Below are 26,815 nucleotides of genomic sequence, written 5' to 3' on the forward strand. Positions count from 1 at the left end.
GGGGATGTTCCTTTTACTTGATACCTGTTGCGGCGATGCCCTCGGTGAAGAACCGCTGGGCGAGCAGGAAGGCGATGGCCAGGGGCGCCAGGGAGATCGCGGCGCCGGCCATGAGTGCGGCGTGGTCGACGCCCGAGGTGCTGGAGAACAAGGTCAGAGCGGAGGGCAGGGTCCGCATGTCGGTGTCGCTGGAGATGACCAGCGGCCACAGGAAGTCGTTCCACAGCGCCATGAACTGGATGACGAACAGCGAGGCCAGGGCCGGGCGGGCCAGCGGCATGATGATCTGCCAGTAGATGCGCAGGGGCCCGGCGCCGTCCATCTTCGCTGCCTCGTCCAGCTCCTTGGGGATCTTGACGAAGAACTGGCGGAGCATGAAGATGCCCAGCGCGCTCACCGAGCGCGGGATGATCAGGCCCTGGAAGGTGTTCAGCCAGCCCAGGTGGAACACGGTGAGGAACAGCGGGATCAGCATGACCTGGAAGGGCACCATGAGCGTGAGCAGGATGACCCAGAACACGAAGTTCTGCCCGCGGAACCGCAGCCGGGCCAGCGCGTAGGCGCACAGCGAGTCGATCAGCAGCAGCAACACCGTGGTACCGCCGGCGAACACGACACTGTTCACCGCCAGCCGGAAGAACGGCAGCTGGGTGAACACCGCGTGGAAGCCCGAGACCGACCAGTGGTCCGGCCACAGCCGGGACGGATCGGCGTACAGGTCCGCCGGGGTGCGGAAGGCCACCCCGAGCATCCACAGGAACGGCACGATCGTGACCAGCGCCGCGATCGAGAGGACTGCCCAGGCCAGAACCCTGGCGGAGGATCTGGCCGTGCGCAGCACCGGGACGGCCCAGGCCGGGGTGCCGGCCGGCAGCGACGAGGCCTGCGTGGTGAGCTCAGTCGTCATCGCGGTACCTCAGCATTCGGAGTTGCACGACGGAGACGGCGATGATGATCAGGAACAGCACCCAGGCGATCGCGCTGGCGTAGCCGAGCCGGAAGTCGACGAATCCGCGCTGGTAGAGGTACATGACGATGGACTCGGTGTGGAACAGCGGCCCGCCGTCGGTCATCACGTACGTCAGGTCGAACAGCTGCAGGGCGTTGACCGTGCCGATCACGACCGTGAACAGGATCGCCGGGCGCAGGGCCGGCAGGGTCACGTGCCGGAACCGCGCGACCGGGCCGGCGCCGTCCAGGGTCGCGGCCTCCAGGAGCTCCTTGCGGACCCCCTGGACGCCGGCGAGCAGGACGATCATCGAGAAGCCGAAGTTCTTCCAGATCCCGACCGCGATCAGCGCCGGCAGCGCCAGGTGCGTGTCCTGCAGCCAGGCCTGCGAGGAGACCCCGACCTTGCCCAGCCAGCCGTCGACCAGGCCGACCTGCGGGTCCAGCAGGAACTTGAAGATGATGCCGGTGACGGCCAGCGAGGCGATCGTCGGGAAGAAGAACGCCGAGCGCAGCAGCATCGTGTACCAGGTGGTGCGGCGCAGCCACTGGGCCAGCGCCAGCCCGATCGCCACCTGGCCGATGACGACGAAGAAGGCGTACACGAGCGTGACCTTCAGCGCGTTCCAGAAGCGCGAGTCGTGGAAGAGCTCGGTGTAGTTCCCGAAGCCCAGCCACTTGTGCGAGTCGTCGCCGATCGTCCAGTCGTGCAGGCTCATCCAGCCCGATTGGACGATCGGCCAGACGATGAACACAGCGGCCAGCAGGAGCGCGGGCGCCACGAACAGGTAGGCGGGGTTGATCCGGGACAGCCGGCTCCTGCCCCGGCGTTCCGGTCCGCGCGGCCGCGCCGGGGCGTCGGCCGCTGGTTCAGCGAGATGTGCCATCGATTGCCTTCTTCGTCGTCTTCGTCGTCGTCTTCTTCTGCGTATTCGTCGTCGGCGCTACCGCGTCAGCTCTTGCAGTCGGTGAGCTGGTTGATGGACTTGGCCGCGGCGTCCGCCGACTTCTGGGCGTCCGCGCCGCGGGTCAGCTGGCCCAGCAGCGGCGTGTAGACGTCGGTGTCGATCTGCGAGGAGGTCGGCAGCCCGGCCAGGTACAGCCGCGCGGTGGGCAGGCCCTGGGCGAACACCGCGACGTTCGGGTCGTCGACCGTGACGTCGCTGCGCGCCGGCGGGTACCCGGAGCCCTTGGAGAACGAGGCCTGCGCGGTCTTGCCGGTCCACCAGCTCAGGAACTCCAGAGCCTGTTCCTTGTGCTTGGTGTTCTTGGCGATCATCATCGGCACGGTCGAGGCCAGGGTGACCGGACCGGCCGAGCCCACCGGGACCGGCGCGATGCCCAGGTCGATGCCGGCCTTGCGGAAGCCGTCGGCGGCCCAGGGACCGTTGAGCTCCATCGCGGCCTTCTTCGCCGAGAACAGCGTGTCGGCGTCGGCGCCGGTCTGGCCGACCGGGCTGACGTGGTTGTTCTGCACCAGGCCGGCCCAGGTCTGCAGGGCCTGCACGCTGGCCGCGGAGTCGATGGTCGCGCAGCCGTCGGGGCCGACGATGTCGCCGCCGTTCATCCACTGCAGGATCGGCCACATCTCGATGGTCTGGTGGTCGGCCAGGGAGATGCCGTACTGCGTCGGGTTCGCGCCGCCCAGGGTCAGCTTCTTGACGTCGGCGACGAACTCGTCCGAGGTCTTCGGCGCCTCCGTGATGCCGGCCGCGGTGAACATCGTCTTGTTGTAGTAGAGCGCGACGGTCGCGAGGTTCGCCGGGACCGCGTACAGGTGCCCGTTGACCGTGAACGCCTTGGTCACCGCGGACGGGAACGCCGCGGAGTCGATCTGGCTGTCGCCGGCGCCGACCGAGGAGTCCAGCGGCAGCACCGAGTTCGTCTTGATGTAGTTGAAGATCACGCCCGGGTCGAAGTTCGGCGTGGCCAGGTCCGGGCCCTGCCCGGTCGCCCACTCCGAGGGCAGCTTCTGTCCGATGGCGTCCCACGGCTGGATGTCCATGGTGACCTTGATGTTCGGGTGCGAGGCGTTGAACTGCGAGACCAGAGCCTGGTAGGAGGGTCCGTCCGGGCCGGTGAAGCCGGTCAGCACGGACAGCTTCACCACGCCGCCGCCGGACCCGGAGCCGGCCGAGGAGGAGCTGCTGCAACCCGCGGCGGCGAGCAAGCCGGCGGCGGCGACGGCCGCTGCGGCGACTTTCACGTGCGTCTTCATGGGTCCTCGATGTCTGTGAGGGATGTCTCGTTCTTGACTTGATCTTGTCTACGACGTGTCCGCGAGGTACCGGAACGCCCCCGGTGTGTGACTCCGGTCACGTCACGGAAATCGGGGTGGGGTCAGTTCTACATCGTTGTCTACAACGTTGTAAAGGCGTAGGCTGAGCCGCACGAACTCACGGGAAGGGCGGACCCGACAGGTGCCCCCAACACTGAAGGACGTGGCCGAACGGGCCGGCGTCTCGATCAAGACGGTCTCGAACGTGGTGAACGGCTACGCCTTCATCACCCCGGCGACACGCGAGCGCGTGGAAGCCGCGATCGCCGAGACCGGCTACCGCCCCAACCTCGGCGCGCGGAACCTGCGCAAGGGCCGGACCGGCTTCATCGTGCTGGCCGTGCCCGAGCTGGACAACCCGTACTTCGCCGAGCTCACCGGGCTGGTGATCACCGCCGCGCACCGCAGGCAGTGGACGGTGCTCGTCGAGCAGACGCAGGGCTCCCGCGAGCGCGAGCAGGCGGTCATCACCTCGATGGGCCCGCAGCGCATCGACGCCGCGATCCTGAGCCCGCTGGCCATGGAACCGGACGACCTGCGACGCGCCGACCCCGGGACCCCGCTGGTCCTGCTCGGCGAGCGCGACATCCCGGGCCCGGCCGACCACGTCGCGATCGACAACGTCGCCGCCGCCCGCACGGTCGTGGAGCACCTCATCGGCATCGGCCGCCGCCGCATCGCGATCATCGGCGACCAGCCGGCCAAGAACGGCGGCACCGGCCTGCTGCGCACCGCCGGATATCGGCAGGCGCTCGATGCCGCGGGGATCGCGACCGACCCGGACCTGGTCGTCGCGGTGGAGAACTACCAGCGCGCCGACGGCGCCGAGGCCATGGCGCACCTGCTCGCGCTGCCCGAACCCCCGGACGCCGTCTTCTGCTGCAACGACCTGCTGGCCATCGGCGCGATGCGCGCCGGCGCCGAGCGCGGCGTCTCGGTGCCGGACCAGGTGGCCGTCGCCGGCTTCGACGACATCGCCGAGGGCAGCTACAGCCTCCCGTCGCTGACCACCATCGCCCCGGACAAGGCCGCGATCGCCGAGGCGGCCGTGAACCTGGCCGACCGGCGCGTGGACCCGATCCGCGGCGGACGCGGGGACAAGGGCATGGAGCCGCAGGACGTGCGGGCGCCGTTCACGTTGAAGGTGCGGGAGAGCACGGCGGGGATCGCGCGCTGAGCTGCGCCCGGGGACGCCGGTCGCCGGACGTCGCCCTACTCGGCGATGCCCCGGGTGAGCAGGACCAAGGTGATGAAGGTGCGGTAGAGCCGGATCAGTTCTTCGTCGCGCAGGTGCACGACGGTGGGATCGTCCCGGTCCGGCTCGACGCGCTCCAGCCAGGTCGCCATCTCGGCCAGGTCCGGATTGCGCAGACGGACGGTGAGGGTGCTCGGGCGCTCGATGTGGACCGGGGCCATGCCGCCGCGCAGGTTCTCGATCGCCTGCTGCGCCTGCTCGGCGATCAGCCGGTTGGCGCGCGCCGGATGCAGGCTCTCCGCGGCGAACCGGGAGACCGACTGCTTGACCACGGCGGCGCGCGCCTCGGGCCAGAACGTCTTCAGCTCGCTCGCCGTGGTCTGGTCGCCGGTGACCAGCACGACCGGCACCCCGAGGTCGGCCGCGACCAGCGAGTTGATCCCGGACTCCCCGGCGATCTCGCCGTTGAGCCGCACCTCGGCGATCGCCGCCGGATTGTAGGTGTGCGACAGCGTGGCCGGCCCGGCCGAGGCCGAGCCGTGGTAGGACACGAAGAAGATCGCGTCGAACGACTCGTCCAGGCCCTGCATCATGTACAGCGGCTTGTGGTGCCCCGACAGATACGAGGCCTCCCCGCTCAGCTGCTCGGGACGCAGGTTCGCCATCCGGCCGTGCGAATCGTTGACCAGGAACTCGTGCGGCCCGCCGGCCCGGTTCGCGCCGTCGATGGCGGCGTTCACCTCGGCCTGGAGCAGGGCGCGGTAGTGCTCGTAGTCGTGCTGGCCGGGGCGGCACTGGTCCCAGTTGACCACGCCGGCGGTGCCCTCCATGTCGGAGGAGATGAAGATCTTCATGCGGGCTCCCAGGTGGCGAGCTGGTGAAGGGGTCCAGCCGTTGCCATGAGCCACATGGTAACCCACTTAATTGACAGTCTGCGCGATCTTATGCTTTATCCACCAGAGAATCAGGTGACGTTCTCGCAGATCAGAAGCCTGCAAGGGAAATGTTCACGGCCAGCCTTGCCGCGCATAACATCCCGGGTTTTATATGCATCCCATGATGCGCCCAGTTCGCACCCTGCTCTGTACCGCAATCGCCCTCGCACTGGCACCGACCGCCGCGTATGCCACCTCGCCGACCGCCGCGCCGCCGGGCGGGGCTCAGTCCGCGCAGTCCGCGCAGCCGATCTACCTCGACACGCACTACTCCTTCGCCGAGCGTGCGGCGGATCTGGTGTCGCGGATGACGCTGCCGGAGCAGGTCGCGCAGTTGCAGACCAACAGCGCGCCGGCGATCCCGCGCCTGGGCGTGCAGGAGTACACGTACTGGAGCGAGGGCCAGCACGGGGTCAACACGCTGGGCGCCGACTCCGATCGCGGGGGCGTCACCGGCGGCGTGCACGCGACCAGCTTCCCGGTGAACTTCGCCGCGACGATGAGCTGGGATCCGGCGCTGACGTATAAGGAGACCACCGCGATATCCGATGAGGTGCGCGGGTTCCTGGACAAGTCGCTGTGGGGGACCGGGCAGAACAACCTGGGGCCCTCGGCGAGCGACTACGGCGCGCTGACGTTCTGGGCCCCGAACGTCAACATGGACCGCGATCCGCTGTGGGGACGCACGAACGAGTCCTTCGGCGAGGACCCCTACCTCACCTCCACGATGGCCGGCGCCTTCGTCGACGGCTACCAGGGCCAGAGCATGACCGGGCAGCAGCAGACCCCTTATCTGAAGGTCGCCGCCACCGCCAAGCACTACGCCCTGAACAACATCGAGGACTCCCGGCACACCGGCAGCTCGGACACCACCGACGCCAACATCCGGGACTACTACACCAAGCAGTTCGCCAGCCTGGTCCAGAACGCCCACGTCTCGGGCATCATGACCTCCTACAACGCGGTGAACGGCACGCCGTCCCCGGCCGACACCTACACCGTCGACGAACTCCTCCAAGCCACCTACGGCTTCGCCGGCTACACCACCTCCGACTGCGGCGCGATCGGCGACGTCTACGGCGCCGCCTCCCACGACTGGGCCCCGCCGGGCTGGACCAGCAACGGCACCAGCTGGACGAACAACGCCACCGGTCAGCAGATCTCGGCGGCGGCCGGCGGCCAGGCCTTCGCGATCCGCGCCGGCACCCAGCTGAACTGCGCCGGCGGTGAGATGACCGCGCAGAACATCGGCGCCGCCATCGACCTCGGCCTGCTCTCCACCGGAGTCGTCGACGCCACGCTGACCCGGCTGTTCACCGTGCGCATGGAGACCGGCGAGTTCGACCCGGCCAGCAAGGTGGCGTATACGAAGATCGCCAAGACACAGATCGAATCCCCGGCGCACCGAACGCTGGCCGAGCAGGTCGCCGCGAACGACATCGTGCTGCTCCAGAACCGCGCGCTGGCCGGCGGTTCCGCAAAGCTGCTGCCGGTGGACCCGGCCAAGACGAACAACATCGTGATCGTCGGCGACCTGGCGAACAAGGTGACCCTCGGCGGCTACTCCGGCGAGCCGACGCTCCAAGTGAACGCCGTGCAGGGGATCACCGCGGCGGTCAAGGCCGCGAACCCGTCGGCCACCGTCACCTTCGACGCCTGCGGTACCGGCACCCAGATCACCACGCCGGCCGTGTGCTCGGCGGCGACCCAGACCGCGATCAAGAACGCCGACCTGGTGCTCGTGGTCGCAGGCTCCGACCTGAGCGTGGCCGACGAGGCCAACGACCGCGCCACCCTGGCCCTGCCGGGCAACTACGACTCGCTGATCAGCCAGGTCGCAGCGATCGGCAATCCGCGGACCGCGCTGGTGATGCAGGCCGACGGCCCGTACGACATCCAGGACGCGCAGAAGGACTTCCCGGCCATCGTCTTCAGCGGCTACAACGGCGAAAGCCAGGGCACCGCGCTGGCCCAGGTGCTCTTCGGCCGGCAGAACCCGGCCGGGCACCTGGACTTCACCTGGTACGCCGGCGACGCCCAGCTCGCGCCGATGGACAACTACGGCCTGACCCCGTCGCAGACCGGCGGCCTGGGCCGGACCTACCAGTACTTCACCGGCACGCCGACCTACCCGTTCGGCTACGGCCTGTCCTACAGCGACTTCACGTACTCCCACGTGCAGGTCGGTCCGCAAAGCACTGACGCCGACGGGACCGTGCACGTCTCCTTCGACGTCACCAACACCGGAACCGTCGCCGGCACCACCGTCGCCCAGCTGTACGCGGCGCCTCCCGGTGCCGGGAGCGGCGACACCTCCCGCGGACAGCTCGCCGGATTCCAGAAGACGAAGTCGCTCCAGCCCGGCCAGAGCCAGCACATCACCTTGGCGGTGAAGGTCTCCAGCCTGAGCGCGTGGGACGAGACCAGCCTGAAGCAGGTCGTCGCCGACGGCGCCTACCAGTTCCGCGTCGGACCGGACTCCGCGACGACGGCCGGCACCGGCGCCGTGACCGTCCACGGCACCATGACCCCGCACGTCCAGACCGTCGCCGTCCAGCCCGACCAGGTGGTCTTCACCGCCGGCCAGACCCTGGACCTCACCGGCGCCAACCCCTGGATCGCGCCGGACACCAATGCGGCGCTGGAGCAGAACCACGCCCCGGCCGCGAACATCGTCGAGGCCTCCGACGACGACCAGTCCTTCGTCGACCTGGCCCACGCGCTCGTCCGCTACAGCAGCAGCGACCCGCGGGTCGCCACGGTCAGCGACTCCGGCGTGGTCAGCATGCACGCGCCGGGCGCGGCCACGATCAAGGTGACGGTGAACGGCGTGACCGGCACCGCCCCGATCGTGGTGCGGGACGCGTTCGCCGTGCAGGCTCCGTCCATCGTGAAGCCGGCCACCACCATCACCGCGACCGAGACCTTCACCAACAGCGGTGACAAGGCTGTGCGGGACGTGAAGTTCGCCCTGAGCACACCGGCCGGCTGGACAGCGACCGCCACCACGCCGGTATCGGTGAAGAGCCTGGCCCCCGGCCAGAAGGTGGCCGCCGCATGGAGCGTCGCGATCCCGACCACGGCCAGCCCCGGCACGCAGACCGAGCTGGATGCCAGCACCACGTTGACCGGTGCCGCAGGGCCCTACAAGGAGGATTCCGTCAGCCCGGTCACCGTGACCTCCGGGGCCACCCCGCAGCAGGCCACGCCGGTGATCACCTCGACCAGCCCGGCGGCCGGCGCGCTCCAGGTCGTGCTGAACAACCCCTCCGACACCCCCACCACGGTGACCGGGGTCAAGTGGCAGCTGGGCAGCCTGTCCGGAACCGCTCCGGTCAGCGCGACCATCGCCGCCGGATCGACGACCACGGTGACCGTGCCGGTGACCGGCATCAGCTTCGCCACGATCTACCCGCTGACCGTCAGCAGCGTCATCTCCGGCGGCCTGTCCTCGGAGGCGCTCGGCGGGCACGTCACCTTCCTGCCCGTGGTGAACAAGAGCCTGGGCAGCTCCTGGACCGTCGCCGACGTCCAGGACGGTCCCTCCGTGAACTTCTCGACCAGCGCGGACGGCACCTGGGGGTCGTTGGACGGTTCCCTGCCCTACGGCGGCGACTCCTACCTGTCGGGCAAGATGTGGTTCGACTGGGACGCTCAGAACCTCTACGTCACCGCCGACATGACCGAGGCCGCGTTCTCCCAGACCAGCACCGGCGGGGACATCTGGAAGGGTGACAGCCTCCAGGTCTCGACGACCTCCGGGGTGCCGGGCTGCTCGGCCGCGACGAGCGACGCATCCCTGGAAGGCCACTATGAATACGGGGCCGCACTCACCCCGGCCGGCTCACAGCTGTACCGCTGGATCAGCCCCTCGCAGGGCGCCGGACTCGTGACCGACGCGCAGGTCCACGTCACCCGGGACGACACCGACCACACCACGCTCTACGAAGTCGCGATCCCGTGGAGCGACCTGACCTCGGTGCAGCCGACGGCCAACAGCGTGTTCTCCATCTCCGCGATGTTCAACAACGTCGACACCGGCGTCCGCAACGGCTATCTGCAATGGGGAGGCGGCATCGGGGACAACAAGAACGTCGCCGAGTTCAACATGGCGCAGCTGATGCCGGCGGCCGGATCGTGAGTCCGACGAGCAGCACGCCCGCCGCCCTGCGGATCGGCCTGGTCGGACACGGCTTCATGGGCCGGATGCACTCCCTGGCCTGGCAGGCCGTCGGACGCGCTGTCGACCTGCCGCTGGAGCCGGAGCTGACCGCGATCGCCGGCCGCAACGCCGGATCCGTCGAGCGCGCGGCGCGCGCCTGGGGCTGGCAGTCCTGGACCGACGACTGGCGCACGCTGGTCGAGCGGGACGACATCGACGTCGTCGACATCACCACGCCCGGCGCGCTGCACGCCGAGATCGCGCTGGCGGCGCTGGCCGCGGGCAAGCACGTGCTGTGCGAGAAGCCGCTGGCCAACACCCTCGGCGAGGCGCGCACGATGGCGGTGGCGGCCGAGGAGGCGGCGACGCGCGGAGTGCTGTCCATGGTCGGGTTCAACTACCGGCGCACGCCGGCGCTCGCGCTGGCGCGGGATCTGGTGGCACAGGGGAGGCTCGGCGAGATCCGGCACGTGCGGGCCGTCTACTTGCAGGACTGGATCAACGATCCGGAGTTCCCGCTGGTGTGGCGGCTCCGTAAGGAGGAGGCGGGATCCGGGGCGCTGGGCGACCTCGGTGCGCACTTGGTGGACCTGGCCTATTTCCTGACCGGCCGTCGCCTCACCGGAGTGAGTGCCCTGACACGGACCTTCGTTCCGGAGCGGCCGCTGGCCACGGCCGCCTCGGGGCTCAGCGGCGCGGCGGGCACCGAGCGCGGCCCGGTCACCGTCGACGACGCGGCGGTGTTCTTCGCCGACTGCGAGGGCGGGGCGGTGGCCACGTTCGAGGCCACGCGCTTCGCGCCGGGGCGGAAGAACGCCATGCGGATCGAGGTGAACGGCTCGGAGGGCAGCGTGGCGTTCGACTTCGAGTCGATGAACGAGCTGCGGTTCCACGACGCCTCGCTGGACGCCGGGCAGGCGGGCTTCACCCGCATCCTGGCCACCGAACCACAGCACCCTTATGTGGACGTGTGGTGGCCGCCGGGCCACGGGCTGGGCTACGACCACACGTTCGTCAACCAGAAGCGCGACCTGATCGAGGCGATCGCCGCCGGGAAGCTGCCGGTGCCGTCGTTCGCCGACGGGCTGTACGTGCAAAGCGTGCTCAGCGCCGTCGAGGACAGTGCGCGCAACAAGTCCGCATGGACTGCCGTGACCCAGGAGGCGCTATGACACGGCCCATCACCTTGTTCACCGGCCAGTGGGCCGACCTGCCTTTCGAAGAGGTCTGCCGGCTGGCCTCGGAGTGGGGCTACGACGGCTTGGAGATCGCCTGCTGGGGCGACCACTTCGAGGTGGACCGGGCGTTGAAGGAGCCCGGATATGTCGCCGGGCGCAAGGAGTTGCTGGCCAAGTACGGCCTCCAGGTCCACGCGATCTCCACGCACCTGGTCGGGCAGGCGGTGTGCGAGGCGATCATCGACGGCCGGCACCAGGACATCCTCCCCGTCCGGATCTGGGGCGACGGCGAGGCCGAAGGCGTCCGGACGCGCGCCGCCGCCGAGCTGGCCGACACCGCTCGGGCCGCGGCCGAGCTCGGGGTGCGCACCGTCATCGGGTTCACCGGGTCGCCGATCTGGCACCTGCTGGCGATGTTCCCGCCGGTCTCCGCCGACGTCGTCGAGGCCGGATACGCCGAGTTCGCGCGGCGCTTCCATCCGATCCTCGACGTGTTCGACTCGGTCGGGGTGCGGTTCGCGCACGAGGTGCATCCCAGCGAGATCGCCTACGACTACTGGTCGACGGTGCGCGCGCTGGAGGCGGTCGACCACCGGCCGGCGTTCGGGCTGAACTTCGATCCGAGCCATTTTGTGTGGCAGGACCTTGATGCTCCCGGCTTCCTGTACGACTTCCGGGAGCGGATCTACCACGTGGACTGCAAGGACGCGGTCCGGCGGCTGAACGGCCGCAACGGCCGGCTCGGGTCGCACCTGCCGTGGGGCGATCCGCGGCGCGGCTGGGACTTCGTGTCGACCGGGCACGGGGACGTGCCGTGGGAGGCTGTGTTCCGGATGCTCAACGCGATCGGCTACGAGGGGCCGATCAGCGTGGAGTGGGAGGACGCGGGGATGGACCGGCTGGTCGGGGCGCCCGAGGCGTTGGGGTTCGTGCGCGGGCTGGCCGCGATCGAACCGCCGCGGGCCTCGTTCGACGCGGCGTTCAGTCAGGGGGCGGCGGGCTGAGGCGGCGGGCCGTGGCGGCGCTGTGGCGGCGGGCTGTGGCGGCCCGGTGATCGCGGCGGCATGATCCGGAGGGGTGGCGTACATGGCGTGCTCGCCGTGTCGCCACCCCGCCCTAGGACGCTGGGCTAGGGTCGCGTGCTGTGTTGCAGACGAGGAACAGCGGAGCAGGGCCCTACGGAGCGGGCGTCACACCGCGTCTGGCGATCGCGACGACGCCGAGCCCGGCGCCGATCACGACCCCGGACACGAAGCTCGGCGGGCAGCCGGTCTGGCTCGCCGAGCCGGCCTGGCCGCTGGACCGCGAGTCCGGCGAGCCGATGCGTTTCATCGGCCAGTTCCGCATCCCCGGCGACACGGTGCGCCTGGCGTACCTGTTCATCACCGACGAGGACGGCGACGCCGCCACCGCCGAACCCTTCAGCGGCCACAACGCGCTGCTCATCCAGCCGGACGGGCGCCTGCCGGCCGGCCTGGAGGTGAGCGCCGCCGCGACCGGACCGACGCTGTGCACCCGGGGCCGGAGCTGGAACGAGTTCGTGCCGGTCGAGCTGGCCGGGGAACAGGTCGCGCTCGCCCCGGTGCAGGAGGCCGCCCTGGACGCGGACATCGCCTACGACGACGCGTTCCGCCTCGGCGCGCCCGGACAGCTGCCGGAGAGCTGCGAATACCCGTGCAGCTTCGTCGGGGGCCGTGCGCACTACCCGCAGGCGCATCTTCCGCTGCCGTTGGACGGCAGCTGGGACTTCTTCTTACAGCTGGAAGACGGCGAGGGGTGGGACGGCGAACCCTACGCGCTGAACTTCGGCGGGGGATACGGGTTCTTGTTCCTGTCGGCCGATGACCGGGAAGGCGCCTTCTTCTGGGATTGCAGCTAGGGCATTCGGCGCGCTGATACGTTCGTCCCATGACGACGACCGCGCGACGTATGTGGGTCCGTTTCGAGCCGTACCACGACGTCACGTACTTCACCCCCGAGTCGCGGGCCGCGACTGACGCCCTGGGCTGCAAGGGCGGGTGGATGGGGTACTTCGGGATGCGTGCCGCGCCGCTGGGGGCGGCCTCGGCCGAGCAGGTCACGTCCGCCTTCTACAACTTCCATCCGACGCGGGTCGCGCGGGCTCTGCCCGAGGCTTGGGACATCGCTTCGCCGGAGACGTTCCTGACCACCCGGTTGACCGGTGTGGACGGCGCGCTGCGGGCGATGCTCGGGGACGACGTGGTCGACGGTGCCGCGGTCGCCGAGGCGGCGCAGTTGGCGGTGGAGGCGGCTCGGCATGCTCCCACGGCCGGGCGTCCGTTGGCGGCGGCGAACGCACGGCTGCCTTTTCCCGACGAGCCGCACTTGGCCTTGTGGCAGGCGACGACCGTGCTGCGGGAGTCCCGGGGCGACGGTCATGTCGCCGCGCTGGTGATGGCGCAGCTCGGGCCTTGCGACGCTTTGGTGTTGTTCGCCGCTGACAAGGGTCTGGCGGCGGAGTACATGAAGGCGGCCCGTGGCTGGTCCGACGAGGAGTGGACGGCGGCCGGCGAGCGGTTGCGGGGGCGCGACCTGCTCGACGCGTCCGGCACGCTCACGACCAAGGCACACGCGATGCGGGAGTGGATCGAGGACCACACCGACCTGTCGGCGGAGGAGCCTTGGCGCGCGCTGGGTCCGGAGCGGACCGGACGGCTCGCCGAGCTGCTGACACCGCTGGCGCGAGCGCTCGGTGCCGCCAACGGGGCGATGGCGACGAATCCGATGGCGATGAGTGTCGACCTGCTCGTTGAGGCTTGATCGGAGGGGGTCGGCCCTGGTTGTCGAGGTGGCAGCGGGCGGTCAGGCGGTCAAGCCGTCAGGCGGTCAGGCGGTCATGGCGGTCAGGGTCGACTTCGGGATGCGTGAACCGCACAGGCTTGCCCAGCGAGCGCGCGTAGGCGATCTCGGCCCTGGTGCTGTCTCCGATGTAGTCGCCGACCACGAGCACCTCGTCGGCGAGCCGGATCTTCGCCCGGTGCAGATCGTCGAGTCGGGCCTTCAGCGCCTCGGCCTCGGTGGGATCGGACCAGAATTCGTGCGGCGACTTCAGGTCGCAGGCCGGTTTGACGACGATCCTTCCGTCTTTGGTCTCCCGCAGATCGGCCTCGGCCATCTCGGCCATGAAGCGGGTGGAGCCGCAGATCACGACGATGGGGTAGGACACTGGTTCCTCGGGCTCCCGCACCGGCTCCTCAGTCCTTGTCGGCCTGGGCCTGCCGCCGCAGCTCCCGCCGCTCGGCGGCCAGCTCGGCCCGGACCTGCTTGGCGCGGTCGGTGTGGCGGCGCGAGGTGATGACGCGGCGGACGGCCAGGCTGTAGTTGGTGGTCTTCACCAGCGGGCCGCCGGCCGCGGAGGTCGCGGTGGCGGTGACGGCCGAGACGTTGTCGGTCAGCGCCTGGATGTTCTCGGAGATGGCGGCGACCTTCGCCATACCGGCGTTGCCGGTCTTCGCGGCCTGCTCCGCCTCTTCCAGCAGGGGGACCGTGGCCGCGGTGATGGTGCTCAGGGTGCCCTTCACGGTGAGCAGGAGCTCCGTGACGTGCATCAGCATGAAGCCCAGGAAGCAGGCGCCGACGACCACGAAGACCGCGAAGATCAGGCCGACGACTTGGATGCCGGTCATCTCGAAACTCCTGTCGCCGGAGGCGGCCGATAGGGCCTGGTTGCAGCGTAGACCCTAGCGGGCCGCCGGGGTCGGGCGCACCAAGGGCGGGTGATCGGCGTGTCGGCGCGCGCTGATCGTCGTACGAATCCCGCGGTGCCGAGGACGGTGCCGATGACGATGCCAGGGCACGGCGACGCGCGCTGCGCGATGGCGGATGTCGCAGTATGGTCAACGGGGTGACTCAGAGTACGAACACCGTCACGTGGTCCGCCGGTCCTCTTCCGTTCTTTCGCCATTCAACCTTTCCCGGACTGGGTGTCACGCGGCGGGCCTAGGTTCCTGAGAGCTGGCTGAGCGCCGGCTGAAAGAGGAGCGCATGGAAACCACCGTCGCGGTACGAGGTCTGGGGATCACCAAGGTCTTCGGCGACGTCGTCGCACTCGATCATGTCGATCTCAACGTGGCGCGGGGGCGGATCCACGGTCTGGTCGGGCCGAACGGGGCCGGCAAGACGACGTTGCTCGGGCTGCTGCTGGGCCTGGCCGTCGCCGACGAGGGGCGGCTGGAGATTTTCGGGGGCGCAGTGGGACGGTCCCCGGCGGCGCCCGGCACCGTGTCCGGATTCGTGGACGGCCCGGGCCCGTATCCCACGCTCACCGCCAAGCAGAACCTCGCGGTGCTCGCCGGGCTGCGCCACCGGGACGCGCCGTCCGCCGGGATCGGCGAGGTGCTGGAGCAGGTCGGGTTGACCGCGGTCGCCGATGACAAGGTGCGCGGGTTCTCGCTGGGGATGCGGCAGCGGTTGGGGCTGGCTGCGGCGTTGCTGACCAAGCCACAACTGCTGGTGTTGGACGAGCCGGCCAACGGTCTGGACCCGGCGGGCAAGAAGCACGTGCACGGGGTGCTCAATCAACTGGTGGCAGACGGTGCCACGGTGATCCTGTCCAGCCACCGCATGGATGATCTGGAAGCGTTGTGCTCCGAGGTCACCATCCTGTCCACCGGACGCGTGGTCTTCTCCGGCCCGCTGCACAAGCTCTCCGACGAGAACCGTGAGCTGGAATACCGGCTGCGCACCTCCGATCCGTCGATCGCGCGCACCCTCGCGCAGGAGACGCCGGGTGTCGCGGTCGTCGAGGGTGCGGACGTCGCCCTGCGTGAGTTGGCGCCGGTGGTCTCGCCGTTGGAGGCCGCGTTCCTGCTGCCGGTGCCGGTGGCCGTCCGCCTGGCCCTGCCCGGCTACGCCTTCATCTCCTGGAACGGCCTGTTCACCGACCCCCAGCAACTCCAGCCCCTGCTGATCGGCATCGCCGTCAGCCTGGTCTGGGCCGTCGTCGCCACCGTCCTGGCCTACCTGCTGTTCCTGCGCCGCGACTTCACCAACCTCACCGACGACGGCGCCGGACGCAAAGCACTGACCTTGGGCGTCCTGCCGCTGGCCGGCGTCCTGGCGGTGTCGGCCGGCGTCGTCGCCGTCACGACCGGCGCCGGCGGCTCGGGCATCGACCAGGACAAGGTCCAGAAGTCGGTGGCCACCGCCTTCGCGCACCTATACGTGCTGCAGGAGGCCGAGATGCACCGGCCGTCGCTCACCGAGTCCCCATTGCAGACTTCCGCGATCTGTTCCAAGAGCGAGGGCCACGGCGCTCAGGAAGGGTCGGGGAATGACTGGCGGTGCACGGTCTCCTGGCATGTGCCGGGGTCCGCGCTCACCGGGCAGTCGATCTATCAGCTCGATGTCACCGCGAACGGCAGGTACATCGCCGACGGCGACGGTCCCCAGGAAGTGAACGGCTACTTCCTGGTCCGCACCGATGACGGCGACGTGCCGAACCCGCTGTGGCAGTTCGACGGCAATGTCGACCTGCTTCCTACTCACTGAAGGAATCATCCGATGCAAGTAACGCGCCGCAAGGTGCAGAAGGGGAGCGTCTTCCAGCGCTCCGCCGGCCTGAGCCGGCACCGCCTGTCCAAGGCGGCCGTGGTGGCTGTCGGCCTGGTCGTCACCGGGGCCGGCATCGGTTCGGCCTCGACCCAGCAGCTGGGCCACCAGCAGGTCGGCCAGCTGACCAACAAGGGCGAGGTCATCGCCAGCGACCAGTACATCAACCCGATCGGCACCCGCCTGGTGATCAACCAGGGCAAGATCATGGGCGCCACCGTCAGCCCGGACGGCACGCACGTGGCCGCCACCGTCGCCGACGGCACCGGCTCGATGGTCATCGTCGACCTGCGCAGCTACCAGGTCCAGCAGGTCATCGGCAAGGCCGCGACCGGCGTCAACCTGGCGATCAGCGGCAACGACGTGGGCCAGACCTCGCCGACGTACTCGCCCGACGGCAAGTCGCTGTGGATCGGCCGGGCCAACGGGTACACCAAGTTCACGGTGAACGCCGACGGCACCCTGGCCAACCCGGTCGACGTCGCGATCCCGGCCTCGGGCTCGCAGCAGGCGCTCTCGGCCAAGGCGGTCTTCTCCGCCGACGGCTCGACCGTCTACGCGGCGGTCAACGGCCAGAACAAGGTCGTGGCGATCAACGCCGCCACCGGCGCGATCACGCAGAGCTGGAACACCGGCATCGCCCCGCGCGGCATGGCGCTGGTCGGCGGCAAGTTGTACGTGAGCAACGAGGGCGGCCGCACCGCCGTCGCCGGTGACACCACGATCAACTCCTACGGCACCCAGGTCCCGGCCAACCCGAAGACCGGCGCCTCCTCCACCGGCACGGTCAGCGTCATCGACACCGCGAACGCCTCGGCGGCCGTGGGCAGCATCGACGTCGGCACGCACCCGACCGCCGTCTACGCCTCCGGCAACACGGTCTTCGTGGCGAACACCACCGCGAACACGGTCTCGGTGATCGACGCCAAGAAGAACAAGGTCGTCCAGACGATCGCCACCCAGCCGTGGCCGGAGGCCTCGGTCGGCTACGAGCCGGACGCCATCTCCCTGACCCCCGACGGCCACCTGCTGGTGAGCCTGGGCCGGGCCAACGCGGTCGCGGTGTACCACTTCAAGTCCGCCGACCAGCCGGCCAGCTACGTGGGCCTGCTGCCGACCGACTACTTCCCGGCCGAGGTGGCCACGGTCGGCAACCAGATCGTGGTGGCCAACACCCGCGGCATCGACTCGCTGCGCCCGACCGTCGCGGCCGGCCACGGCACGCACGACACCACCAGCAGCCTGAACCGCTTCACGCTGCCCAGCGACCAGCAGATCCGCGCCTACACCGGCAAGGTCTTCCAGTACAACGGCTGGACCCCCGGCTCGGTGAAGACGGCGGCGAACGACAACAGCAAGAAGACCCCGGTCCCGATCCCGGCGAAGATCGGCGACCCCTCGACGATCAAGCACGTGTTCCTGATCGTCAAGGAGAACCGGACCTACGACCAGGTCTTCGGTGACATGCCGCAGGGCAACGGCGACTCCACGCTGAACACCTACGGCCAGACCGTCACGCCGAACGAGCACGCGCTGGCCACCCAGTTCGGCCTGTACGACAACTTCTACGACACCGGCACGAACTCCGCCGAGGGTCACAACTGGCTGATGCAGTCCGACGACCCGGAGTACACCGAGTCCTCGGCCGGCGAGTACACCCGCAGCTACGACACCGAGGACGACGTCCTGGGCCACCAGGAGTCGGGCTTCATCTGGACCGGCGCCCAGGCCGCGGGCAAGTCCGTGAAGGACTACGGCGAGTTCCAGGCGACCGACCCCAAGCCGGCCGGCGCGACGTGGCAGGACTACTACTGCGACGCGCAGAACATGGCCGCCACCGGCGCCCCGAGCCAGTACCCGATCCAGGCCGGCTCGCCGATCCCGTCCCTGAACCAGGTGGCCGTCCCCGGCTACCCGCGCTTCGACCTGGACGTCCCGGACGTCTACCGGACCCAGATCTGGAAGCAGGACTTCGAGAAGAACGGCCCGGCCAACCTGAACATGTTCTGGCTGTCCAGCGACCACACCGGCGGCCCGGTCAGCCCGGCCGCGGGCGTGGCGGACAACGACCTCGCCGTCGGCCAGATCGTGGACACCATCTCCCACAGCCCGTACTGGAAGGACTCGGCCATCTTCGTGGTCGAGGACGACTCCCAGGCCGGCCTGGACCACGTCGACGGCCACCGCGCCCCGATCGAGGTCATCAGCCCCTACGCCAACCACGGCGTCGTGGACAGCCACTACTACTCGCAGATCACCATGGTCCGCACCATCGAGCAGATCCTCGGCATCCAGCCGATGAACCAGCTCGACTCCGCGGCCACCCCGATGAGCACGGCCTTCACGGCGAAGCCGAACCTCGCGCCCTACACCGCGGTCCCGAACCAGACCTCGCTGACCCTGGGCCTGAGCCAGCAGCCGACGTGTGGCTCGAACGTGCCGGCCGGGCAGACGACGGCGTCGGTCGCGAAGGCCGACACGGCCGCCACGGCGGTTCCGGCCGCCGAGGGCGCGGTGGCCTCGCAGTGGAAGTCGTGGGCCGCGCTGCAGCACCTGACCGGCCCGAACTCGATGCCGGACTTCGCGAACCCGGAGCAGATGAACCGGTACACGTACTACGTGAGCACCGGTTGGACGAAGGCGTACCCGGGCGACAGCAAGATCCTCGCCCCGAACGACGTGCCCGGTGCTTTCCTGCCGGGGTCGGACGACTGATCTGTTTGACTGCTTGATTGCTCGACTGCTTGAAACGCGGGGCGCTCGGCCGGTTCCTCCGGCCGGGCGCCCTCGTGTTGTGAGAGAGGGTTGTGCGAGACTTGCGATGTGGCGGAGACTCGTGAGTACGCAGCAGACGCGGTGGAGAGATTCGCTTGCCCGGCATGCGCTGTGCCCGCCGGATCCCCGTGCCGGACGCGAAGCGGCGACGTCGCAGTTCGCTACCATACGACGCGGTTCGTCCTTGTCCCCGCTCTGGGCGGGATGGCGGAAGTCGTTGTTCCCGCGAACAGGCATGCTTCTGCTTGGCAGACTCCCTCGGGTGGGCCCCCACCCGTACGAATCGGCTACATGTACGCGCCGGACAGTGAATCAGATATCGACGATCAGGCTTCTGAGCTGGAGAACGTCGCCGGTTGCGCTCGCACGTTCCTCGACGTGCTCGGCCCCACGGTCGCAGTGCGCCCCGAATTGAACAAGGCGATCGAACTGGCTCGCGCACAGCGGCGTTGTGCTGAGAACCAGCCTGTGGTCTTCGCCGTGTACGACCTCTTCGCGCTCGCCCGGACCTCGGCGGAGCTGATCGGTCTAGCCGGCACCCTCCGGGCCGCCGACGTGTGCCTGGACGTCCGGACCGGCCCGATGGCCGGCGTCCACGATCCGAACGAGGCGGGCTCGTCGTTCTTCGCGGTGCTGGGCGCGGCGGGCGACCTGGATCGCCGACACCGCGGCCGACTCATCGAGGCGGGCCAGCGCGGGGCGGACGAGGGCCGGGGGCGGCGCGGTGGGCGTCCGAGGGTGTTCGACGAAGAGATGCTCTCCCAGGCCCGACGGCTGCGGGACGAGGGAAGGCCGGTGCCGGAGATCGCCCGCGCGCTCACCATCGCGTCGGGCAGGAACGCCGGACGGCATCCGTCGCTCGCGTCCGTGTACCGGGCCCTGTCCGAGGCCGAGGCCGAGGCATGAGTTGGCGAGCGCGCACTGCACGGGCGCTCATCGACGGTCTGCGCCCCGGGCTGTCCGAGACGGCCGCCCTCGCCGTCGTCACCGCCGACGGCGAGGGCTACACGGTCGAATCCAGCGGCCGGTGCCCTGCCGGCGGCCGCTTCGAGATCGGGTCGATCACGAAGACCATGACCGGGACGGTGCTGGCGTCGCTGGTCGACGACGGCATCGTCGACCTCGACGACGAGATCGGCCGCTGGCTCGATGCCGGCGAGAGCGCGGACATCACCCTGGGACAGCTGGCCACACACACCTCCGGACTGCCCCGGCTCTCGCCCAGCCATGTCCCCGGGGCGCCGGACCCCTACGCGTTCCTCACGGCGCAGGTCGCTGAGGCAGAACTGCGCAAGGCCGGGAGCGGGGCCCGAGGAGTCGAGCACGACTACTCGAACTTCGGATTCCAGGTGCTGGGACTGGCCCTCGAACGCGCTGATCGCACCGCCTTCGCGGACCTCCTTGAGCACAGGGTTCTGATTCCGCTCGACATGGCATGCTCCGGGATTCCCGGCCGTGGCGGGGGAGCCGTGATCACGGGATATGCGCAGGGCGCACCGGCCGAACGCTGGCATCACCACCTGTGGGGCGCGGGCGGCGTCGAAGCCAGTGCCGAGGACATGGGCCGGTATCTGATGGCCTGCCTGGATCCACCGGACTCGCAGGTCGGCTGGTCGATCAGGCAGGCCCAGCGGCCCAGCTTCGAGATCGACCCGCTTCGCTCCTGCGGCCTGGGATGGCCGATCGGGCCGCCCGGCTATCTCGGCCACGACGGGGGGACCTCCGGCTTCCGTTCGATGCTCGGGATCAGCCAGCCGGCCCGGCGGGCGGCAGCGGTGTTCGTCAACGACCACGACGCACGAGGACTGGCCCGGGCCGTACGGCAGGCACTGGACGCGAGCTGAGGGGCCGGGGTGTCGCCCCAACTTTGCGGACTGCGTATCAGTTTTTTGCGCAACTTCATCTGAGTCTTGCGGCACCTTCTCGAAATCTATACGGTGACCCACGCATGGAGAGGAGTCGCGATGAGACCACATCGCCCCACCGTGCGCGGTTTCCTGCCGCGCCTGCTCCCGCTCGCCCTCGTGGCGGCACCGCTGACCGTGCTCGCGGTGCCCCACGACGTCACACTCACCCCCGCCACGCCCGCCGCGGCGGCGGTCGGTGCGAGCCAGGGCTTCACGAGCCTGGAGGCCGAGACCGGCACCCTGGTCGGCGGGGCCTCGGCGGTGAGCCTGACCGCGCCGCCCACCACCGAGTACTCCAGCGCCGTGCTGGAGGCGTCCGGGCACGCCTATGTGCACCTGGCCTCCACCGGGCAGGGTGTGCAGTGGACGAACACCACCGGGCAGCCGATCAGCTTCCTGAACGTCCGGGCCTCGATCCCCGACGCGCCGTCCGGCGGCGGCATCACCTCGACGCTCGACCTGTACGTCAACGGGGTCTTTCGGCAGGCGCTGAACGTCAACTCCAAGCAGACGTACATCTACGAGGGCACCAACTACAACAACAGCGACGACAAGAACCCCGCCGACGGTGACCCGCGGGTGTTCTGGGACGAGTCGCACACCTTCCTCACCGGTGCCGCGATCGCGCCGGGCAGCACCTTCTCGCTGGTGAAGGACTCCACGAACAGCGCCTCGTACTACGACGTGGACGTCGTCGACGCGGAGAACCCGCCGGCGCCGATCGCGCAGCCGGCGAACTCGATCTCCATCACCGACTGCGGCGCCGTGGCCGACAACGCCCCGACCAACGGCAGCGCGGATCCGGGGGCGCAGGACAGTACTGCCGCCATCCAGAACTGCGTCAACCAGGCCCAGTCGCAGAACAAGACCCTGTGGATCCCGCAGGGCACGTTCTACCTGAAGGGCACCACCGGCCTGCAGGCCACCGGGATCACGATCGCCGGCGCCGGCATGTGGTACAGCACCGTCTACCGCGACGTGCCGCTGCCCAACAGCCAGCCGCTGGCCGCGGTGTTCTCCGTGACCTCGTGCACGGTGCAGAACTTCCACATCGACTCCGACGCCACCAGCCGGGGCACGGTCGGCGGCGACGGCGGCGCGATGGACACCACCGGTACGAACTGGGTCGCCGACGGGATGTGGAACCAGCACACCGAATCAGGGTTCTGGGCGTCCGGGACCGGCGGGACGGTGAGGAACAGCCGGGTCACCAGCGAGTGGGCCGACGGGATCAACCTGAACAACGTCTCGCTGACCGGGACCGTCGGGAACAACCTCACCGCGACCGACAACTTCGTGCGCGGCACCGGCGACGACGCCATGGCGATCAACTCCGTCGCCTACAACGGCTCGACCACCTACACCGCGATGTCGAACGTGACCCTGACCAACAACACCCTGATAGCGCCCTGGGGCGGCAAGGGCATCGGCATCTACGGCGGCAGCGGCCACCACGTGCAGAACAACTACATCAGCGACACCGCGCGCTACATCGGCCTGGGCGCCGGCCGCTTCGGCGTGAACGGCAGCGACCTGCACGGCGCGACGGTCTCCGGCAACGTGGTCGTCCGCTCCGGCGGCGACGCCTACAACCAGGGCCAGCCGGCGTTCCACATCGGCAACGGCGGCGACGGGCAGAACACCGGCGTGGTGGACGGCGTCGACGCCACCGGCAACACGATCAGCGGCTCGCTGTACGACGGGGTCGGCTTCTCGCAGTCCACGAACAGCACCTTCGCCGACAACACCATCACCGCGCCCTGGCGCAACGGCATCGTGATCCAGCCGCCGTTCTACCCGGCGCCGTCCGGCTCGGCGTCGATCACCGGCGACACGGTGACCGGGCTCGGCAGCGGATTCCAGCCCTACATCAACAACTCCGGAGGCTTCACGGCGACGGTCAGCGGCAACAGCTGGCAGGGCGGCGGCGGCACGCCGGAGGGGCCGTACGGAGGCACCCCGGCCGCCGTCCCGGGCACCGTCCAGGCGGAGAACTACGACACCGGCGGCGAGGGCGTCGGCTACCACGTGACCTCGGCCAACGGCAGCGGCAACTCCTACCGCTCCGACGGGGTGGACCTCGAGGCGACCTCGGACACCGGCGGCGGCTCGGACCTGGGCTGGACCTCCGGCGGCCAGTGGTTCCGGTACACGGTCAGCGTTGCCACCGGAGGTACATACACGGCGAGTTTCCGTGTAGCCGCCCCATCCGCGGTCACCGGCGCCCTGCATCTGTCGAACGCCGCCGGCGCCAACCTGTCCGGCGCCGTGACCATCCCGCAGACCGGCGGCTGGCAGAACTGGGCCACGGTGACGGCGACCGTCACCCTTCCGGCCGGGCAGCAGGTGCTGACGGTGAACGAGGACACCGGCGGGTGGAACCTCAACTACCTCACGCTGGCGGCCGGCGGCGGCGGGAACCCTCCGCCGAACCCGAACCTGGCGCTGAACCAGCCGGCCACGTCCAGCGGCTCCACCCAGAACTACGGGCCGGCGAACGCAGTCGACGGGAACACCTCGACGTACTGGGAGAGCGCGAACAACGCCTTCCCGCAGTGGATCCAGGTCGATCTGGGCTCGGCGCACAGCGTCGGCCGCGTGGTCATGGACCTGCCGCCGTCCTCGGCGTGGGGCGCGCGGACGCAGACCGTCCTGATCCAGGGCAGCACCGACGGGACGAACTACACGACGCTGGTGCCGTCGCAGGGCTACACCTTCGACCCCGCCACGGGGAACACGGCGACTGCCGCGTTCTCGGCCGCCAGCGTGCGCTACGTGAAGCTGACGTTCACGGCGAACACCGGCTGGCCTGCGGGACAGCTCTCGGAGTTGGAGGTTTTCGCGAGCTAGGGTGAGGGGGTGACCGTACACCTGTGTACCGATCCCGATGAAGCGGTCGCCGGAATCGCCGACGGTTCCACCATCCTCGTCGGCGGTTTCGGCCTGGCCGGGATGCCGATCACGCTGATCGACGCGCTGATCCGGCAGGGCGCGACAGACCTGACCGTCGTGTCGAACAACGCCGGCAACGGGGACACCGGCCTGGCCGCGCTGCTGGCGAAGGGCCGGGTCCGCAAGGTGATCTGCTCCTTCCCCCGCCAATCCGACTCCTACGTCTTCGACGAGCTGTACCGCGCGGGCCGCATCGAGCTGGAACTGGTACCGCAGGGCACGCTGGCCGAGCGGATGCGCGCCGCCGGGGCCGGGATCGGCGCCTTCTTCTGCCCGACCGGCGCCGGCACCCCGCTGGCCGACGGCAAGGAGACCCGGCTCATCGACGGCCGCGAACACGTGCTCGAATACCCGATCCGCGGCGACGCGGCCCTGATCGGCGCCCACCGCGCCGACCGCATGGGCAACCTGGTCTACCGCAAGACCGCACGCAACTTCGGCCCGGTCATGGCGACCGCCGCGACGCTGGTCATCGCGCAGGTTCGGGAGCTGGTGGAGATCGGGGCACTGGATCCGGAGGCGGTGGTGACGCCGAGTATTTATGTCGACCGGGTGCTCGTCGAGCCGGCAGCGAGCGGAGTGAGTGCATGACTGGCGGGCGCGAGCGCGGGCCGCTCTCCAAAAACGAGATGGCCGCGCTCGTGGCGCGCGACATCCCCGCCGGCTCCTTCGTCAACCTCGGCATCGGGCTGCCGACCCTGGTCGCCGAGCACCTGGCCGCCGATTCCGGCGTCGTCCTGCATACCGAGAACGGCATGCTCAACATGGGTCCGGCCGCCCATGGCGCGGAGATCGACCTCGACCTCACCAATGCCGGGAAGGCGCCGGTGACCGAGCTGCCGGGCGCGTCCTACTTCCACCACGCCGACTCGTTCGCGATGATGCGCGGTGGCCATCTGGACATCTGTGTGCTCGGCGGCTTCCAGGTGTCGGCGTCGGGCGACCTCGCCAACTGGCACACCGGCGAGCCCGGTGCGATCCCGGCCGTCGGCGGGGCCATGGATCTGGCGATCGGCGCGCGCCGGGTGTTCGTCATGATGGCGCTGCTGACCAAGAACGGCGAGCCCAAGCTGGTGCCGCGCTGCACGTATCCGTTGACCGGTCTGGGGTGCGTCGACCGGGTCTACACCGACCGCGCCGTCCTGGACATCACCGCGGACGGGGTCGTCGTCCGCGAGCTGTTCGGCGTCACCTTCGACGAACTGGCCGATCTTGTGGAGGTGCCGATCCGATGGGCATGAGCGAGCGCGAACAGGCCGTCACCGAGGAGGTGCTGGCGAGCTTTGCCGGGACCGCCGATCCGCGGCTGCGCGAGATCATGCCGGCCCTGGTGCGCCACCTGCACGGGTTCGCCCGGGAGGTGCGGCTGAGCCAGGGGGAGTGGGAGGCGGCGATCGACTTCCTCACCCGGGCCGGGCACATCACCGATGAGCGGCGGCAGGAGTTCATCCTGCTGTCCGACGTCCTCGGGCTCTCGATGCTGACCGTCGCCATCAACGAGCCGGACATGCCCGGCGCGACCGAGGCCACGGTGTTCGGGCCCTTCTTCGTCGACGGCGCTCCGGAGGTCCCGCTGGACGGCGATCTCGCGCGCGGCGCCGCGGGCACGCCGTGCCATGTATCAGGGCACGTGCTCTCCGCCGACGGAACCCCGCTGTCCGGTGTGCGCCTCGACGTCTGGGGCGCCGACGAGGACGGCTTCTACGACGTCCAGTACCCCGGCGAGCGCTCGGCCGGGCGCGGCTGGCAGCGCACCGGCTCCGACGGCGCCTTCCGATTCTGGACCGTCCTGCCGACGCCCTACCCGATCCCGCACGACGGCCCCGTCGGCGACCTGCTCACCGCCACCGGCCGCGGCCCGATGCGGCCCGCTCACCTGCACTTCAAGGTCACCGCGCCCGGGCACCGGACCCTGATCACCCACATCTTCGTCGCCGGCGACCCGTATCTGGACGCTGATGCGGTGTTCGGGGTCAAGGACAGCCTGGTGGTGCGGGCCGAGCACCATCGGGGCGGCGAGGCGCCCGACGGGTCCCGGCCCGCGGGGGAGTGGACGAGCATGGCCTACGACCTGGTGCTCGTCCCAACCGCCGACGCGGACTGATCAGGCATACTGGTACTGATCAGGCATACTGGTCAGGCGTCCTCGGGGAACGTGCGCGCCACGAAGGAGCTGATGTGGCTGCGCATCAGGTCCCTGACCTCCTCGGTGTCGCCGCGTTCGGCCGCGTCGAGGATCGCCCGGTGCTCGGCCGCCTCCCGCTCCCACGACGGCCGCTGGGCCCACGCCGCCGCCGACACCAGCGCGGTCTGGTCGCGCAGGTCGTCCAGGGTGCGCACGAGCAGCGGGTTCCCGCAGCCGAGGTACATGTGACGGTGGAACGCGCGGTTGGCCAGCGAGCGCCCGGCGGCGTCCTCGGCCCGGTCGGCCGCCTCCAGGGCGGCGCGCGCCGGGGACCAGTCGCGGGGCCCGCTGACGCTGCGCCCGGCGGCGGTCGGCTCCAGCAGCAGGCGCATGTCGTAGATGGCGCGCGCGTGGGCCCGGTCGATCTCGCGGACCGTGGCGCCCTTGTAGGGGCTCATGGTCACCAGCCCGGTGCCGGCCAGGGTCTTCAGCGCCTCGCGGACCGGGGTCTTGGACACCCCGAGCTCGGCGGCCAGATCGGTCTCGACCAGCGGCCGGCCCGGCTTGAGCTCGCCGGTCAGGATCGCGTGCTTGATCGCCTCCAGCACGGCCTCGGTGCGCGACGGCAGGGCGCCGGGGCTGGATCCGGCGGGGGAGAAGAGAGCTTCCGGCATGCTGGCTCCTGGGACGCGCCGCGATGAATCAGATATCGGATATGGCATATGAGATATGATGTGAGGGTAAGGGTGGCACGCGGGCTGCGTCAACGACGCCGGGTCGCGAACTATG

General features: G+C 69.7%; 21 protein-coding genes. 14 read left to right on the plus strand and 7 right to left on the minus strand.

The features are described from left to right. Positions 1-13: 13 nt before the first annotated feature. The 3 genes from ABIA35_RS33165 to ABIA35_RS33175 form a co-directional block, all read right to left on the minus strand. Positions 14-907, minus strand: a complete 894-nt coding sequence (locus ABIA35_RS33165; RefSeq protein ID WP_370360586.1) for a carbohydrate ABC transporter permease — start codon at positions 905-907, stop codon at positions 14-16. Further along, positions 897-1,835: a carbohydrate ABC transporter permease gene (locus ABIA35_RS33170; RefSeq protein WP_370334959.1), complete on the minus strand. Its 939-nt coding sequence runs from the start codon at positions 1,833-1,835 to the stop codon at positions 897-899. Before ABIA35_RS33170 ends, ABIA35_RS33165 begins: the two co-directional genes overlap by 11 nt. Before the next feature lie 65 nt (positions 1,836-1,900). Continuing rightward, on the minus strand, positions 1,901-3,166 hold the full coding sequence (locus ABIA35_RS33175; protein ID WP_370360587.1) for an ABC transporter substrate-binding protein: 1,266 nt from the start codon (positions 3,164-3,166) through the stop codon (positions 1,901-1,903). 202 nt (positions 3,167-3,368) lie between these two features. Here ABIA35_RS33175 and ABIA35_RS33180 point away from each other — a divergent pair, with 202 nt between their 5' ends. Next, positions 3,369-4,403 carry a LacI family DNA-binding transcriptional regulator gene (locus tag ABIA35_RS33180; protein ID WP_370334956.1) on the plus strand — a complete coding sequence of 345 codons (1,035 nt, stop codon included), beginning with the start codon at positions 3,369-3,371 and terminating at the stop codon, positions 4,401-4,403. 35 nt (positions 4,404-4,438) lie between these two features. On the opposite strand, the gene ABIA35_RS33185 is transcribed toward ABIA35_RS33180, so the two are convergent. Further along, positions 4,439-5,275, minus strand: coding sequence for a M55 family metallopeptidase (locus ABIA35_RS33185; protein ID WP_370360588.1), 837 nt, complete (start codon positions 5,273-5,275; stop codon positions 4,439-4,441). A 202-nt stretch (positions 5,276-5,477) separates the two neighbouring features. Between ABIA35_RS33185 and ABIA35_RS33190 the strand changes: the two genes are divergently transcribed. From ABIA35_RS33190 to ABIA35_RS33210, 5 genes are all read left to right on the plus strand, one after another. Beyond that, a complete protein-coding gene (locus ABIA35_RS33190) occupies positions 5,478-9,497 on the plus strand; it encodes a glycoside hydrolase family 3 C-terminal domain-containing protein (protein ID WP_370360589.1) in 4,020 nt (1,339 codons plus the stop codon). A 56-nt stretch (positions 9,498-9,553) separates the two neighbouring features. Continuing rightward, complete coding sequence (locus ABIA35_RS33195) at positions 9,554-10,690, plus strand: Gfo/Idh/MocA family protein (RefSeq protein ID WP_370360645.1); 1,137 nt, start codon at positions 9,554-9,556, stop codon at positions 10,688-10,690. Then, positions 10,687-11,700 carry a sugar phosphate isomerase/epimerase family protein gene (locus tag ABIA35_RS33200; protein ID WP_370360590.1) on the plus strand — a complete coding sequence of 338 codons (1,014 nt, stop codon included), beginning with the start codon at positions 10,687-10,689 and terminating at the stop codon, positions 11,698-11,700. The genes ABIA35_RS33195 and ABIA35_RS33200 overlap by 4 nt, the downstream gene beginning before the upstream one ends. A 140-nt stretch (positions 11,701-11,840) precedes the next feature. After that, complete coding sequence (locus ABIA35_RS33205) at positions 11,841-12,575, plus strand: hypothetical protein (protein WP_370334948.1); 735 nt, start codon at positions 11,841-11,843, stop codon at positions 12,573-12,575. Positions 12,576-12,604: 29 nt separating this feature from the next. Beyond that, positions 12,605-13,477 (plus strand): hypothetical protein, encoded by an 873-nt coding sequence (locus ABIA35_RS33210; protein ID WP_370360591.1) that lies wholly within the window; start codon positions 12,605-12,607, stop codon positions 13,475-13,477. 58 nt (positions 13,478-13,535) lie between these two features. Here the strand turns inward: ABIA35_RS33210 and ABIA35_RS33215 are convergent, their stop codons facing one another. Beyond that, positions 13,536-13,904, minus strand: coding sequence for a hypothetical protein (locus tag ABIA35_RS33215; RefSeq protein WP_370360592.1), 369 nt, complete (start codon positions 13,902-13,904; stop codon positions 13,536-13,538). Positions 13,905-13,911: 7 nt separating this feature from the next. Beyond that, on the minus strand, positions 13,912-14,343 hold the full coding sequence (locus ABIA35_RS33220) for a DUF948 domain-containing protein (protein WP_370334942.1): 432 nt from the start codon (positions 14,341-14,343) through the stop codon (positions 13,912-13,914). A 358-nt stretch (positions 14,344-14,701) separates the two neighbouring features. On the opposite strand from ABIA35_RS33220, the gene ABIA35_RS33225 reads away from it, so the two are divergent. The 8 genes from ABIA35_RS33225 to ABIA35_RS33260 all read left to right on the plus strand — a co-directional run bounded on the left by ABIA35_RS33225 (position 14,702) and on the right by ABIA35_RS33260 (position 26,005). Beyond that, entirely contained in the window at positions 14,702-16,207 is a 1,506-nt protein-coding gene (locus ABIA35_RS33225) for an ABC transporter ATP-binding protein (protein ID WP_370360593.1), read from the plus strand. A gap of 12 nt (positions 16,208-16,219) precedes the next feature. After that, positions 16,220-18,982 carry a phosphoesterase gene (locus tag ABIA35_RS33230; RefSeq protein ID WP_370334939.1) on the plus strand — a complete coding sequence of 921 codons (2,763 nt, stop codon included), beginning with the start codon at positions 16,220-16,222 and terminating at the stop codon, positions 18,980-18,982. Between the two features lie 351 nt (positions 18,983-19,333). Next, a complete protein-coding gene (locus ABIA35_RS33235) occupies positions 19,334-19,948 on the plus strand; it encodes a recombinase family protein (RefSeq protein WP_370360594.1) in 615 nt (204 codons plus the stop codon). After that, positions 19,945-20,886, plus strand: a complete 942-nt coding sequence (locus ABIA35_RS33240; protein WP_370360595.1) for a serine hydrolase domain-containing protein — start codon at positions 19,945-19,947, stop codon at positions 20,884-20,886. Before ABIA35_RS33235 ends, ABIA35_RS33240 begins: the two co-directional genes overlap by 4 nt. 120 nt (positions 20,887-21,006) lie before the next feature. Beyond that, positions 21,007-23,799 (plus strand): discoidin domain-containing protein, encoded by a 2,793-nt coding sequence (locus ABIA35_RS33245; protein WP_370360596.1) that lies wholly within the window; start codon positions 21,007-21,009, stop codon positions 23,797-23,799. A gap of 9 nt (positions 23,800-23,808) precedes the next feature. Beyond that, positions 23,809-24,492, plus strand: a complete 684-nt coding sequence (locus ABIA35_RS33250; protein WP_370360597.1) for a 3-oxoacid CoA-transferase subunit A — start codon at positions 23,809-23,811, stop codon at positions 24,490-24,492. Then, positions 24,489-25,142, plus strand: coding sequence for a 3-oxoacid CoA-transferase subunit B (locus tag ABIA35_RS33255; RefSeq protein ID WP_370360598.1), 654 nt, complete (start codon positions 24,489-24,491; stop codon positions 25,140-25,142). Before ABIA35_RS33250 ends, ABIA35_RS33255 begins: the two co-directional genes overlap by 4 nt. After that, positions 25,139-26,005: an intradiol ring-cleavage dioxygenase gene (locus tag ABIA35_RS33260; RefSeq protein ID WP_370360599.1), complete on the plus strand. Its 867-nt coding sequence runs from the start codon at positions 25,139-25,141 to the stop codon at positions 26,003-26,005. Before ABIA35_RS33255 ends, ABIA35_RS33260 begins: the two co-directional genes overlap by 4 nt. A gap of 32 nt (positions 26,006-26,037) precedes the next feature. Here the strand turns inward: ABIA35_RS33260 and ABIA35_RS33265 are convergent, their stop codons facing one another. Further along, positions 26,038-26,700 (minus strand): GntR family transcriptional regulator, encoded by a 663-nt coding sequence (locus ABIA35_RS33265; protein WP_370360600.1) that lies wholly within the window; start codon positions 26,698-26,700, stop codon positions 26,038-26,040. Between the last annotated feature and the right edge of the window lie 115 nt (positions 26,701-26,815).

Origin of the sequence: Catenulispora sp. MAP12-49, from assembly GCF_041262705.1 — a bacterium.
GTDB lineage: Bacteria > Actinomycetota > Actinomycetes > Streptomycetales > Catenulisporaceae > Catenulispora.